This window comes from Bradyrhizobium sp. SRL28 (assembly GCF_018596315.1).
In the GTDB taxonomy this organism is placed as follows: domain Bacteria; phylum Pseudomonadota; class Alphaproteobacteria; order Rhizobiales; family Xanthobacteraceae; genus Bradyrhizobium.
Map to the genome: position 1 here is coordinate 1 of NZ_JAHEAG010000081.1, position 14,406 is coordinate 14,406.

A 14,406-nucleotide genomic window follows, 5' to 3' on the forward strand; every position below is an offset into this window, starting at 1 on the left:
ATCGGCGCGACACCCTTGCGGTCCATGCAAAGCTTGACGAACTTTTGAAAGCGACGCGCGACGCACGAACCGAACTCGCTTCGATTGACGAAAGAGAGCCAGAGGTGATCGAAAAAATTCGAGACAGTGAGCGGCGCGAAGCGCAAACAAAATAGACAGTGCTCAACTGCCATTGACGGCTGTGTAGTGGCTCGCTGTCGTCTCAAAGCTCAAGCTGGCGCGCACTGCTAGCGATGATGAAGGTCTATAGGTGATCCGCCAGATTGAAGGCGAGAAGGAAATGACCGACAACTATGAAACCGTGGCCGGTCCCTACTCTTTCGTCAATGTCGTCACGCGAGCGGTCCTTCGGAAGTGGCCCTCACTCAATAATCAGCGGCGCATGGATGCCACCGTTTGATCGCCTGGGCAGTTTCAACGCTGGTTATTGTCTATCTAGTGTCATCGGCGGCCAGTGGTTTGATTGGGGAGCCGTTAGCGGTGCAACGAGCGTGTTGGGCGGCGCCGGCAAGGCGGTCGGTGGCTCCGTACAAACCGCCGTACATGCGGCCACCCCCTCGCTGAACAGCATGAATGATCCACGCGGTGGCGCCATGGAGGGACCCGGTCCAATCATCGCGCGCGCGGTGCGAACGGATTCGTCTTGTTCGAAAGGCAGGGTAAACTGGAACACTGCCCCCGCGGTTCATTCGCGGTGACCCACAGCCGCCCTCCGTGCGTCTCGATGATCGAACGGCAGATGGCTAGACCCATACCCATGCCATCCGCTTGGTGGTGTAGAAGGCCTCGAAGAGTCGATCCTCACTCGTCGGATCCAGCCCAGGACCGGTATCCCGCGCCGCGAAGAGCACACCATTCGAGGTATCCGTGTTCGTGCTGATTCGTAGCTCCCGCGCCTCCTCGTCGAGGCAGCTCATTGCTTCGACCGCAATTTAGTTCTGGCTGAACCGCGCGACGTTACGTGTTAGGCGCGTGCGAGGACCTTGCGCAGCGAAATGCGTTCGGCCGATGCTCTTGCCTGAACTGCTCCTAGGGTACGCCCAAGTTTCACTGCGATCGTTCGAGCAGGCGTTCCTTTCTCAGCTAGCTCCTTCAAAGCGCTAACATCGTGGACGGTCCACGGTTTGCTGATTGTTTTTCGCATCTGGCTCCTCTTGGAACAGACAATACCGAAGAAGCGGACCCGTTCCGTAGGCAAAGCGCGGACCGGTCATCGTACTGCGGCGGACCTATCACCAGCGCCATCGATCAGAGCGGAGAAGCCATGCCGAGAGACGAACTGCCACGCGCGCGAGACCCGACATGCGGTTTTTAGCGCTGGGCGTCGCCTTCCGGTGCGAAATAATAGAGGATCTGAACTGACGTCCGCCGCCGGATAGGCAGCCGTGGCCTAACGGCTTCAGCTTCCGCCAGCGCGCGCAAGAAGCACTGCTGGCGGGCATTTCCCGGTCAGTTCAGCGAATGCTTTCGATCCGAGGAGAACCGGCCACGCCGGCTCTCCTTCAGGAATGATAATCTAACCTTTTTGACCGCTCATTTGCTGGGCGCGCATATAGCTCTTGCAAGCACTCCGCATATCGCCCTTCGCCATAGCGGCATTTGCCGCACCCACCTCCCTCATCATCGCCGCCTTGCCCGGCGTGTCGGGCATAGCGTTGCTGGACGTGACGAGCTTGGTCATGTTTTCGCCCGTGCAAGCCATCATCTTCGCAGAAGCCGGGCTTACAGCGAGCGCAGTGATCGTGATAGCGGTGACAAGCAGTTTCATATTCTCCTCCCCGGCAGCACCATGCGGCCGGAGTTAAAAATTGGAAAAGCTCGAAAAAGTTCCTGCGAGCTAGATTGCGCTGCGTTGATTCGCTACGGCCGAGAACTTGCACCGGCATCAACGTAGGGGCTTCCCCCCGGCGGCTGCTCGCTGGCGCTCCTCTCCTCGCCCTCCCCAAGTTAGCGCGAACTGGTCGTCCCCCGTTTGGGCATAAGCGGCGGGCCCCCTCGCCTAGCCTGGACTTGCGGCAAGCGCGGCGCCTATGTACGGCCGAGCTTCCGTACGCTCGCATGGGGCACTAGCAGATTCGACGACATACGCCGCCAATCGTCCCTATTGTTACTTGACCAGCCTCCCAGCTCGGCGTTGCATTCGCAAGCTGTAGTCCATTCGCTTAAGTGTCACCGTTTGAGAAATCTTGGCGCGGTCGGGCCCGCTTTCTCTATTGTTCACGTTGTCCGGCACGCCGGCCCGCAAGCGCAAGCCGACCCATCCCCTGCGGCAGGAACCTTTCCTCTCGGGGCCTGTTCAATCTATGGGCAATTGAGGAGGACGAAATGCTAGATGACCAGAACCGCAATCGCACAACGAGCACTGATCCGACCCGACGGGACGGGATGGGCGCCGGAATGATTGCGCTAATTGCTGCAATTGCCGTCTTTGCACTTTTGTTTATGTGGGCTCCATGGAGTGGCCCGCGCACTGCGGAAAATAGCGGAGCGGGTACGACAGTAGGCTCTTCAACAACGCGCCCGTCGGCTCCGATGGCTCCGAACACAGCTCCGTCTCCCACTACGCCGGCTGCACCTTCCACGACTCGGTAATAAACAGCCGCTAGAGGCGACGGCTTCTAGCGGCTTTTCTGCGCCGCCGCTCGTAGAAAGCGAAGATCAGATGAAAGAAAGCACCCTAGCCAAAATCACGGCGTCCGTAGCCGCTGCAAAGGGATGCTCAAAAGGCGCTGGCGAGCAACACAAACCCTGAGTAGACTGAGGTTGAAATGCGATCAATTGACGAGCGGATCGTCCTTCAGGATGTGGGCTGAAGTCGAAGGGAAAATGAAGCGGGCGCCTACGAGGTTGATTTACACAATCCTAGCTGATGGCAGGCCTATCGTTGCCTTCTGCAGGACCGGGTCAAACTGCAGGCGCGGCTAGCCATTGAGGAAGAGATAGCTAGTTTCCGGCAAGGCTCAAAAGAAGCTCAGGACTCTGATGGCCTCCTGTTTGTATATTTGGTTGATCTAGACGGTGCGTAAACCGCGTGCGGCATTGACCGCCCAACGAAAAAGTAACGTGCAATGGACGGAAAAATACGCGACGGCGAAGGACAGTGCGTCGCTGACATTCGGGCAACGACCTGTCCGGCAAGAAGTTGTACGACCTCCGAGGTCAAAAGATTTACAAGCCAACAGGTGAAATAGTAGGTCCGCCTAGCTCGGTGGCTGGAGACAGACGGTTAGATAAAGCGGCGGAGCCTTTTCATTTTTCTTCGCCTTCAGCCCCACCAATCGCCCTCTTCCGCGTCATGAACCGCTATGTCGGCAATCTGCCGCCCATGCCCGGCGTGTTTCCCGACTATCCGGCCCCAGTGACCCGCAACTCCGACAGCGGGACGGAGATTGCGATGATGCGCTGGGGCATGCCACCACCGCCGCGCACAGGCGGACCTCCCGTCACCAACATCCGCAACACGTCATCGCCGCACTGGCGCGGCTGGCTCAAGCCGGAGAACCAGTGTCTGGTCCCGCCCAACAGCTTCGCCGAGTACGCACCGGAGCCGAACCCGGAGACCAAGAAAAAGGACGTCGTCTGGTTCGCGATCCACGACGATCGGCCGCTAACCTGCTTTGCCGGCATCTGGACCGAGTTCAAAGGCGACCGCGGGACGAAATCAAAACCGATCCCCGGCCCGCATAACGTCTACGGCTTCCTCACCACGTCCCAGAACGCCGTGAACCGATCCACCCGAAGGCCATGCCGGTTATCCTGCTGACAGAGGAAGAGCGCGACATCTGGATGCGCGCGCCGTGGGATGAAGCCAAGGCGCTACAGCGCCCGTTGCCCGACGATGCGATCAGGATCGTCGCGCGCGGTGTCGACAAGGAAGACAAAGCCGCCGCATGAAATACGCCACCCCCCCCCCGCCCATATGCCGACCCGGAAAAAGCCGCTCGCCGAATCCTCGAGATCGCGGGGCATCTAGGCATCGACGGCTAGTTGGGCGGAAATAGCACGTACAGGGGCGAGTGCGACCACCGCCGCCGGACGCTGGCAGGATCCAAGCCCAATCGGCGAACGCAGCGCGAGCGCCATGTCACCAAATCTCCGAATGACTCAACGACATCAGTTCGCGCGTTCACAGGCGATGTCCATGGGTGCAGCAATGGTGCGCTTCGGATCAAATCTATATCTCACGCCCGCCCGAACCGGGCTCCTCATGGTCGCACTGTGTTTGCTTGGTGGGCTCGCCCTTCGCGCTATTTCAGTGTCCGACAACAGCGAGGTGCGCACGCTCGGCGCGCCGGATAAGCTCGGCGAGGTAGCTCCCGATATTGGCATCCGGGACCTGAGACGGTCGCTGCGATAACCGACTGTCGCCTGGGCGGCGGCTTCGATAATTTACGAATACGTTCCGACAGACGGCCTCATCTGAAGCCAGGCTGTCGCTCGGCGAAGCCGCTGGACGGAGAGGTCGTTGCGCCGGGGGGCGGAGTAGCGCCGGAGAACGGTGTCCACCAGGACTCCTCGCTACCTCGGTTGCAGGCGTCCGGATCGGCCCCGCGGTAGCCTTGGCATTCGGTCACCGCACCTTGCTCGATCGGCCGCCTTGCGAGTAGCGCTCGGCGGGGCGCGTGCCGGACGGGCGCGGCTTGCGTTGCGGACCGGGAGGCATGGCCCCCATCTCGAACCTTCTTGGCGGGTTCTTGTGTCCCTGCCCGGACGCCGTCCCGCGGGCTGGCCTGGGCCTGTGCGTTCGCGCCCGCCGCCCAGGCACGAAATTGCTGAAATAGAGCTTCCTTGTCGGTCTCCGACTGGTTCTCAGCGGCGGCGGGGTTCTCTCCAGACACCTCAAAGCGTTGCCTAAGCGGCTCGACGCCGTGTTTGTCGAGCCATTGCTGCGCCAGCGGCAGGCGATTCCAGCCCGAGAGTGGCGCCGGCAGCGAGACTTCCTTCCACTTGGGATGGAATGGCGGGCCCTGCAACGTGGCGAATTTCTTGAAAAACGCGTCAACGAACAGCGCGAGCTTGCGGCTGCGTTCGGAGCTCGGTGGCCAGTTGTATGCTGCGAGCACCGCCGGCACGGCGATCGTATCGACTGTCTCCCCTTCGGCAATCAGGTTCGGATAGTCCTTCGAACTCAGCGTCGCTGGCAGATAGTCGTTCTGCAGGGGCTTCGAATAATAAACCGCGGCCAGATGAAAGCGGCCGTCATTATTGAAGGTGGTGACCGACAAATACGGCTTGCCGCCAACCACGACGACGGCATCGATCTCGCCCTTCTTCAATTTTTCCATAGCGATGCGCTGCTCGACATAAACGAAGTTCGCCTTGATCCCGAGTCGCTCGAAAATGGTCAGGGCCGTCACGAACGTGCCGCCATTGGGTAGGTCGACGCTTACCGTTTTGCCTTCGAGATCGTCCAGGCTCTTGGTGGTCTTTGGTGCAATAATCTGCATCTCCTCATTGTAGAGCTTGGTCACATAGCTGAACTGCTTCTTGATGCCGCTGGCAAATCCCTTTCTCTCGAGGTAGTCGAGCGTGTCCGCGCGTACTATGCCGAGATCGACGCCCTTCAGGAAAAGGATGTCGGCAGCGCTCTGCACCGAACCTCGACCAACGATCGGCAGCACCCGCAGTTTGCCGTCGTCATCAAGAACGGAGGCAAGGTCGGCGCCGAACTGCACATAGGTGCCTCCGATCGTGCCGGTAAGCAGCGTGACGGTGTTCGCGTTCAGCGCTTTCTGTGTCGAGACCGAGCCGAATTGGAAGATCGCCCTCAGGCTGTCGCTGACCTTCGCCGGGTTATAGTCGATCTGTTCAGCGTGGGCCGCAACACCGGGAGCCATCATGATCATCACGATCGTCATCGGGGCTAAAAACTTTCCAAGATACTTATGCACGGCATCCTCCTGATAAATCAGTTCTGAAGTTTCGTGAGAGACGCTGTTGCGCGTCGGCCGAGCCAAGGCTGGCTGCCTTGCGGTACCAGTCGCGCGCCGCAGCAGGATCGGGTGTGATGCTTCGCGTATCGCGCGCTCCGAGAACATCCGGATCATAGGTCCGCGCCAGCAAGAACGCGGCGGTTGCGTCCTGCGCGCCGGCGGCGCGTTCAAGTAATAACCGCGCCGGGACGACGTCGCCGACCGCCAGCAGGCGCTTGGCGCGTGTCACCAGCGAAAGCAATGTTTCGGCGTCGAGCGCTTTCGACGGCGCCGCCCGTTCATTTCCCTTTGCTTCGGTTTTGGTCGGACCCTGCGGCGCGGTGTGATCGGTGCTTGCGGTCGCCTCTCCGCGCGCCACAGTCGCCGGCCCCACCCCGTTGACTGAATTCTCCGAGTCGAGCTCGCTCGAGGCGGCCTGCTTTGCCGCTCGATCCGTGATCGCGTCGCTTGCGGCCAATCTTGCTTTGTCGACAATTACACTCGTGACATCGGAATAAGATACCGCTGCTAAGATGATCGCGAACGTCAGACCAGCAAGCCCAACAACCGCAATCCGCGTGAGGTTGGTTGTCGGCCGGCTCGGGTTAGACGATGCAAAATGCCGTGGATCAGGCTCGGACAAAAACAAAGGAACGGAACCGTCGTCGATAAATTCCGATTCACGCGTCGGAGCCATTTGGGATCTGTCGAACGTGTGGGCCTTTGGATCCTGCAACAGGCGATGCGTTCGCTCCATGTCGCTCTTCCCTCAATTAACGCAACGCGGGGAGCCCCCCGGTGCTAAGCACCGGTCCATTCATACACATAGAGGTGCCAGAGAGCCCGGCACACGGGCCCAACCTTCCCGCTCGGCGATCGTTCCTCAGCGAACGACCGGCGGCAGCGCGCTTTCAGCGAGGAAACTGCGCACCAGAGTTGCTGCGCGCGATCAGCGCTACTGATGGGTTGAATCGGATGTCGTGGGAAGACGTTTATTTGCCAGTAGCGACTAAGTTTGCGCGCGCGACATCGTGGTGCCGGATAAGTCGTCCCCACTATATCCGGAAGCTCAGCATGCGAAAGGCTACTCTGGCCCGGCTCCTCGCACGGCGCGTGGATGGCATCCTCCTCAGCGACTCTGACCAGGGAGAAATCGGCCCAGACTTATTCAGGCATGCCTGCCTGATGGGGCTCGAGGGGCTTGTGTCCAAGCGCGCTGATAGCCGGTATCGAGCCGGACGCTCGCCCGATTGAGTCAAGGTCAAGAATCGCCAGCATCCCGCGATGGAACGGGTCATGGAGACAATCATGAGCGTCGCGCTCATCGCCGGGAACGGATCGGCCCGCCGCGCATGGATAGGGCATGACACCTGCAGATGCAGCACGGTATCGCCGGAAGGCTGACGAGTGCCGCGCTAAGGCGAGGACGGCAACCCACGACGATGATAGAGCGGGGTGGCTCCGGCTCGCTGAAGTTTATATTGAACTGGCGGAATGCGCGAACAGGGATGGCGGCGCACCGGGTAACGCCGAAGAAGAAATCAAGAAGCGCGCTTATGAGATCTGGGAGCGCCATGGCAGGCCAGAAGGCAAGGAAGACGAGTTCTGGCAGCAAGCGGAGCAAGAACTGCGAAACGAGGATAAATCGTCCCCCATCCGCCCGCCCGGCACGAGAGCGGAACGTTCTTGAGTTTAACGCAGAGCGGCGCCGATCTTTTGCCTAAGCCAGAGCCCCAGCTCCGGCGACGTCAGAGCTGAGGCTATTGGAGCAAGCAGCTCTCACCCAAGGCTGCGCCGGTACCGGAGCATTGGCCAGCCGTCGCCGCTAGAACAAAAGTTAACCGCACTGGCGAGTTCATCCTTGGAACGCAATGCCTGCACCGACATTATTTTTTCTTTGCCGAAGGTGCGCACGTCGATGCGGTACTGCCCCCCGGTGCGACAACACTCGATGGGTTTGCGAAAATCATCTTGATCAGCCGTTCTTGGGTGAAAGGGCTGCGGCTGCGGCTGCGAGAGCGCCGGCGCACCTAGCCCGGACTGCAACAAAACCAATCCGGCCGATCCCGACGACGTTCCCGCAATGCCCGGCGGCTTCATTCCCGATCTAAGTTAGTGCCGCAGCGCTTTATCCTGTCTTTCCGCTCGCAGCCTTGAAGAGTTCGGGGTTATTGGCGACGTAGTCGACCCAAAGCTGACGCATAATTCTCATTACGTCGTCAGTGTTGAAGCCGCCCCCATTAGGAGGGGCGCTACTAAGCTGGCCCAACCGCACTATTCCTGAATGGGGATCCGAAGGGTCGGGCGTAAATGCCGCATCGGTCGGCTTATGAACAATGCCCTGCGGAGAAATATTGAATTGGTCACGTCTGACTAGAGTGTGCTCCATCGCGTCTTAAGCCGATAAAAGGGGCTCCCATAAACCCTCCCCAACTGCGCTTCAAAAACCGGGAAAAATAGGTAAAGTTCCTATTGTTCTGTCGGAACGATCCGACCGCCGTCAGTTTGAATCGACCTGTTTTGTTTGTGGAGTTTGTAGCGTGGCGTTTCAGCGTAAGAAGCCGGCGGCAATCGGCGTGAAAGCGCCCTTACCCGGATTTGTCGAACCTGCACTGGCGACGTCGATCGAGAAAGTGCCGTCCGGCGATCGCTGGATCCATGAGATCAAATTCGACGGCTATCGCGTCCAGGTTCACCTGGTGAACGAGGCCGTCAAGGTTTTCACCCGCCGCGGCAACGATTGGACCAAGCGTTTCAGGAAGGTCGCCGACGACGCCTGGCACATCAGCGCTAGTTCAGCCATTATCGACGGCGAGATTGTCGTTCCGGCTGCCGACGGCACGACGGATTTTTCAGTCCTTCAGAACGAGCTAAAGGGAAAGTCGACAAAGATAGTGCTGGTCGCTTTCGACCTGCTCTATCTCAATGGCGATGACCTTCGAAAGCTGCCGCTGATCGAGCGCAAGGCGCATCTGAAGAAGATCATCGACGGGACCGACGTGCAGTTCAGCGAAAGCTTCGAGGTCGACGGCAAAGAGATGTTCGCGCACGCCTGCAAGGTCGGCCTTGAAGGCGTCGTCTCCAAGGTCCGCGACAGCCGCTACCCTTCGGGGAGCGGCCGCGACTGGGTGAAGAAAACCTGCGCCCAGCGCGAGACGCTGACCATCGCGGGCTTCGCCCTCGACGGCAATGACTGGGACGGCATCTATGTCGGCCGCCGCAAGGGGGATGACCTGATATACGCCGGCAAGGTCGACCACGGCTTTGACAAGCAATCCTCCGCCGAGTTGCGCAAGCGCCTTACGCCGCTGATCCGCAAAACCCAGCCCTATACGAAGCGGATCACGCACAAGGGCATCTGGGTCGAGCCGGAGCTAACTGCGGAGATCGAGTACCGGGCCAAGTTTGCCGAGGGAAAGGTTCGCCATCCCTTCTTCAAGGGCCTGCGGGAGGATCTTTAGATGGATGACTTCGATCGCTTCTGGCAATGGGCGAATAAGCCGCCCGAAAGCACGCTGACCATTCCGGCCGACATTCACCACGCGATCACATCGCTGCCGCCCGAAGAGCGGCGCGACCGCGCCAGGGTCAATGAGGCCGTGCGCAGAATGCGGGAGAGCATGCGTCATCATTATGCCAGGGAGTTCAAAGCAAAGTAGATCGATCAACGATCTATCGCGAGAACGCCCATGCAGACGCCACCGCTTAATCCCGATGTAGCCGACATTGCCCCCTCCGATCCTGTATTAGCGTCTTACGACGAGCAGCACCTCGTGACGTATCTGCGCCTGCACGACGCCGACGCTAAAGGAGCGGACTGGCGCGAGATCGCACGAGTGGTGCTGCATATTGATCCAGAGAATGAATCCCATCGCGCCCGGAAGGCGTTCGAGAGCCACTTGTCGCGCGCCAAATGGATCACGGAGCACGGTTACCGGCACCTGCTCCGTGGTGGCGCGTCGGCTTAGAAGCGACGCCAATTTCTCCAGGAAGTGGTTGGCTTTTGTCCAGTCATCACTGGGGTCCGTTTTGGGGAGTAAAGGGGACCTTGTGCGGTCGTCAGCCGGGATCGCCGCTTAGATAGCTCCGCGGACCTGGTTGTTTGCGGTGTGGGCTGGACCGAAACCCGCCTTCACGACGAGGACAACCCAGAAGCGATCTGCAAAGTTGACCGAACCTACTCGCTCGAAATAGTTGATATCCACCATTTCCGCTGTTGGCACCTTTGAGACATGCCCGCTTATCCTGAGAATGTCCGTTCACCGGGGTAGACCGGAAGTCGCTGTGCTCCGGCCCAACCGACGCGAATGATCCGAGCGGACCGAGTGCTCCCTCAGCCGCGGCGACGAATTGCTACAGTCGGGAGTGAGTTCCGGGGAGGAGCTTCCAGTGCGTAATAATATCCAGGCGTTCGCGAGATCGCTTCCGTAAGACCAACCCACTGCAACGCGGCGTATGCGCCGACTATACATTGCAGGGATGGCTGTCGGCATCCTCATCGAGCATGGGGCTGTCAATGAGCGAGGCAACACGGCCATCGTCGCGATCGCGCCCATCCGGATGCTTGGATCGTGCGCGTAGGTGCTTGGAACAGTGCCTACACCGGCCCCGCCTGAGGTTAGGCCTGAAGGCGTCAAACGCAATGATCCGGCGGCCCGGTTATCGCCTGCTAGACCGACTGGTCTGAGAGGCCTCGATCGATGCGATGGCGTCTGCGAGGTCCTGCTCAAAGAAGGGCTTCGCAAGGCGGGGAATGGCCTGAGCCGGACCCTCCGGCAATTCCGCGTAGCCGGTAGCAATGATGATCGGAAGGTCCGCCCAATCGCGGCGAACCGCTTCCGCGAGTTCGGAGCCGGTCATGCCGGGCATCGCCTGATCCGTGATGAGAAGGTCGATGTCGCCCATCTCGCTGATGAGGGTCAGGGCTTGCGCTGCGCTCGATGCGGAAAACACTGTGTGGCCGAGCTCTTGCAGCATCGCGAGTGTATTGAAGGCGACGAGCGGATCGTCGTCGACGCTGACGATCCTGAGAGCACGCCTGACGGTTACGGCAGAAGGAGTGATGTCCGTTTTGTCTACCTCCTCTGCAGTAGGCGCTACCGGCAGGCAGAGCTCAGCTGTCGTTCCCTCTCGGGGTTTGCTCTTGAGATATAGCTTGCCGCCGGTTTGTTCAGTCATGCCGAGCACCATCGGCAGCCCAAGACCCGTACCCTTTCCTACGCCCTTTGTCGTGTAGAAGGGTTCCGTCGCGCGTCGCAATGTTTGTTCATCCATGCCGATCCCGGTGTCTTTCACGGCAAGGCAAACATAGCGACCTGGCTTAAGCCCCGGCTCGTTCTGGACGTTCCGCTCGCGCGCGGAAATGATGATGGAGCCGCCGTCCGGCATCGCATCCCTCGCGTTCATTGACAGATTGAGAATGGCTAGCTCCAGCTGGTTCGCGTCCGCCGACACTTTCGGAAGGCCGAGTGAGAAATGGGTCTCGATCTGGACGGCTGCGCCGAGCGAGCGCTGCAGCAGCTCGGTCATGCCCGTGATAAGTTCGGTGACATCGACGGTTTGGAGCTTTAGCTCTTGGCGCCGGGCAAACGCCAGCATGCGTTGCGTGAGCGACGCGCCGCGCTGGGCGCCCTTTAGGGCGTTGTCGAGCAGTTGCTGCATCTGGTTATCGCCACTGGGGAGGCGACGTTTCAGCAGCTCAAGGCTGCCCTGGATGGCCATCAATAGATTATTGAAGTCATGAGCGACGCCGCCGGTTAGATGACCGATCGCCTCCATCTTCTGCGACTGCACCAGTGCTTCCCGAGTACGTTCGAGAGTCTCTTCCGCTCTCTTGCGTTCGGTTATGTCCCGCGTGATTTTGGCGAAGCCGATAAGCTCGCCCTCGCCATCGCGAATGGCATCGATGACGACGTTCGCCCAAAACTTCGTGCCGTCCTTACGGATGCGCAGGCCTTCTCGTTCGAATCTCCCGTCACGTCGGGCTGTTTCGAGCGCGATGGCGGGAAGTCCGGCCTTCCGGTCTTCTTCGGTATAAAACACTGAGAAATGCTGTCAGATGATCTCGTCCGGCTTGTAGCCCTTGATCCGTTCGGCGCCCGCGTTCCAGCTCGCGACCATTCCTTCGAGGCTGATAAGATAGATCGCATAATCGGTCACCCCCTGCACCAACAGACGGAACTGTTCCTGGCTCCGACGCAGTTCGGCTTCCGCCGCCCGCCGCTCCGTCAGGTCGCGCGTAACCTTTGCAAAGCCGACCAGCTTGCCTTTGCTGTCGCGAATGGGATCGATGATGACATAGGCCCAGAACCGGCTGCCGTCCTTGCGGACGCGCCAGCCTTCGCTTTCGAATTTGCCCTCGCGTTCTGCTGTCTCAAGCGCCCGCCGCGGCAGCTCCGTCTTGCTGTCCTCCTCGGTGTAGAACCGGGAGAAGTGCTCGCCGATGATCTCGGATTCCTCGTAGCCCTTGAAGCGCCGCGCGCCTGGATTCCAGCTCGTGACAATACCTGAAGGGTCCAGCATGTAGATGGCGTAATCCGTCACCGCCTCCACCAGCATGCGGTAGCGACCTTCGGCCGATTGCGCCGCCTCAAATCTTTCTGTGCGCTCCAAAACTGGACCCGGCGATGTCAGTGTGTTCTCCTTAACAGGAGCATACGTGGTATGAGCCTAAAAGTTCCTCGACGAAGTACCGGTGGTGGCTGACCAGTGTTCGGAGGACTCTCTTTCAGAGAGTGATGCCATGCAGCGCTTAAGCCTTGAGCGATGGCCCAAAAGAGTCAGCGCCGGCCGCTCTCAGAAGGCCGAGCGACCGTTCCAGACGGCACCCGCCGAACCGAAACGGGTGCTCGCGGGCATAATCACCCAATCACCATAGATGGCAGGGCAGTCTTTGGAACGGGCAGCAATTGCGCGAGTTGATGCAGGCGTCGGTCGCGCCACTGGCACGTAATGACGATCCCAGCGTTCTGCCTCCAAGCTGGGGCCATTTCTCCAGACAACGAGGAGCCGTAATCATGCTCCGCTTTGCTTGCTTTGGAGCCTTCCTTGTAGCTTTCGCTCTCACGGGGCCGGCCTGGGCTACGGGGGGATGCGGCGTTGGTTGTCATAGCACGTCAGAAGGAGCCTGCGTTCGTGACGGGTGGCAGGAAGGTTTGCCCGTTTGGAACGTGTGCCCGGCCACATCCCGGCCAACTTCCGCTTGCGGCCCATACCGATGGAGTCGACGGTCCCTGATGTGCGTTGCGCGTTGAGGCCGACCCGGCGTGACCGGCACGAAAAGGCCGCCGCTGGGGGACTAGCGACGGCCTTACGCATCTCGCGGCAGGTCGAACCGTGATTGGTCAAAGCTTAGCAGCCGTTGAAGAAGAATTAGCCCGACGCACTATGATTCCGGACGACACACGCCGGGCCCACCCCCTCCGCATGGCGCATTGAAATGGCGGTCCCAGCGTTCTGCCCCAAGCTGGGGCCGTTTCTCATTCAGAAGCCGGGGAGCCGCTTGCCAAGGATAGCAACGCAAGTGCTCACCCGGAAGCGCGCGGCCTACAGCGCATCCGTTAGCAGCCGTGATTGACTTGCAAAATGTTCCAGAGAGAAGCCGTCTAAACGGGGAACTGCAGGCCAGATCGGTCATTGGCCCCCATGCTGATCATCGCTCTGCTTGAGGCTGGGCAATTGGAAGTGGTCGGCATAGGGGCCGCTGGCCATTAGAAATAGCTGGCGGCCCCGCCATACACTTTCAAGATGAGTCGTCTCAATTCAATTGATCAACTTGTCCTAACTGTTTTTGAGGCCCGCCCGCGCGAGCCCGCGGCACTCGTGGGCAACGCAATTGTTTCATCGTTGGCAAGCTGTCAGAGATTCGCCGCCCGCAGAACTAACTGCCGCCTTAACCCGAGTAGACCCTACCTCAGTTGATTGGGGTCGGCGTCATGGACCTGTTTCGGGCTGAGAGGATTGCCACTGTCAGCGATCAATCAGACGAGACCTGTCGTCTCTGCGGTGGCCAGCTCGCTCTCGTCAGAATAATCATTGATTCCGACACAGGGACTGCCTTTCGCATGTTCGAATGCAAGAAGTGCGGGGACCGTATGTGGTTCGATAGGCGAAAGGTCGCTACTGGACGGTTAGACCTCAGTTGGCGGCCCGACGCACGGCGGTTCCGGACGACACGCGCCGGGTCTTACTAAGAAAAATCCCAGCCGGGGAATGGGCTTCAGTTGTTCAGGCGCCTGCTGAGTTTCTTGATGATCTCTCGCAGGCCGTTCGCGTATTCTTCAATGATCTGACGCGCTTCCTCTGCGCGCGTCGGCTTCGAGGACGGAGGCTGGTCATTCGGTCCAGGTTCTTCGGGTGTGGGTTTCATGCCTCGACAGTCGGCGAGAACAAAAGGGACCATTGAGCTAAATCAGCGGAACGGAAATGACGCGCCCAGCGCAGGAGGCCACCAACTGATGGGGTGGATGGCCCCCTGACAGCATCGATGTGCCAG

General features: G+C 59.7%; 8 protein-coding genes and 4 pseudogenes. 6 read left to right on the plus strand and 6 right to left on the minus strand.

Going from position 1 to position 14,406, the window contains the following annotated elements; genetic code table 11:
* Nucleotides 1-250: 250 nt before the first annotated feature.
* Entirely contained in the window at nt 251-400 is a 150-nt protein-coding gene (locus KIP88_RS43560) for a hypothetical protein (RefSeq protein ID WP_214494213.1), read from the plus strand.
* A 234-nt stretch (nt 401-634) separates the two neighbouring features.
* Here the strand turns inward: KIP88_RS43560 and KIP88_RS47470 are convergent.
* Nucleotides 635-929, minus strand: a pseudogene (locus KIP88_RS47470) (ATP-binding protein); the annotation flags it as partial.
* A 587-nt stretch (nt 930-1,516) separates the two neighbouring features.
* Nucleotides 1,517-1,768, minus strand: coding sequence for a hypothetical protein (locus KIP88_RS43565; protein WP_214494214.1), 252 nt, complete (start codon nt 1,766-1,768; stop codon nt 1,517-1,519).
* A 1,527-nt stretch (nt 1,769-3,295) separates the two neighbouring features.
* Between KIP88_RS43565 and KIP88_RS43570 the strand changes: the two are divergent.
* Nucleotides 3,296-3,894: pseudogene (locus KIP88_RS43570) on the plus strand (SOS response-associated peptidase family protein).
* Nucleotides 3,895-4,718: 824 nt separating this feature from the next.
* On the opposite strand, the pseudogene KIP88_RS43575 reads toward KIP88_RS43570, so the two are convergent.
* Nucleotides 4,719-5,858: pseudogene (locus KIP88_RS43575) on the minus strand (TAXI family TRAP transporter solute-binding subunit); the annotation flags it as partial.
* A gap of 25 nt (nt 5,859-5,883) precedes the next feature.
* Nucleotides 5,884-6,390, minus strand: coding sequence for a hypothetical protein (locus KIP88_RS43580; protein WP_214494215.1), 507 nt, complete (start codon nt 6,388-6,390; stop codon nt 5,884-5,886).
* Nucleotides 6,391-7,275: 885 nt separating this feature from the next.
* Here KIP88_RS43580 and KIP88_RS48375 point away from each other — a divergent pair.
* Nucleotides 7,276-7,602 (plus strand): DUF2934 domain-containing protein, encoded by a 327-nt coding sequence (locus KIP88_RS48375; protein ID WP_214494216.1) that lies wholly within the window; start codon nt 7,276-7,278, stop codon nt 7,600-7,602.
* 89 nt (nt 7,603-7,691) lie between these two features.
* Here the strand turns inward: KIP88_RS48375 and KIP88_RS43590 are convergent, their stop codons facing one another.
* Nucleotides 7,692-8,012: a hypothetical protein gene (locus tag KIP88_RS43590; RefSeq protein ID WP_214494217.1), complete on the minus strand. Its 321-nt coding sequence runs from the start codon at nt 8,010-8,012 to the stop codon at nt 7,692-7,694.
* 440 nt (nt 8,013-8,452) lie between these two features.
* Between KIP88_RS43590 and ligD the strand changes: the two genes are divergently transcribed.
* Genes ligD through KIP88_RS43605 form a run of 3 tightly spaced genes read left to right on the plus strand, consistent with a single transcriptional unit; the run spans nt 8,453 to nt 9,880 of the window.
* Nucleotides 8,453-9,373: a non-homologous end-joining DNA ligase gene (gene ligD, locus KIP88_RS43595; RefSeq protein ID WP_214494218.1), complete on the plus strand. Its 921-nt coding sequence runs from the start codon at nt 8,453-8,455 to the stop codon at nt 9,371-9,373.
* Nucleotides 9,374-9,571 carry a hypothetical protein gene (locus KIP88_RS43600; protein WP_214494219.1) on the plus strand — a complete coding sequence of 66 codons (198 nt, stop codon included), beginning with the start codon at nt 9,374-9,376 and terminating at the stop codon, nt 9,569-9,571. It begins immediately after the preceding gene.
* Nucleotides 9,572-9,601: 30 nt separating this feature from the next.
* Nucleotides 9,602-9,880, plus strand: a complete 279-nt coding sequence (locus KIP88_RS43605) for a DNA -binding domain-containing protein (protein ID WP_214494220.1) — start codon at nt 9,602-9,604, stop codon at nt 9,878-9,880.
* Between the two features lie 691 nt (nt 9,881-10,571).
* On the opposite strand, the pseudogene KIP88_RS43610 reads toward KIP88_RS43605, so the two are convergent.
* Nucleotides 10,572-12,524: pseudogene (locus KIP88_RS43610) on the minus strand (PAS domain S-box protein).
* Between the last annotated feature and the right edge of the window lie 1,882 nt (nt 12,525-14,406).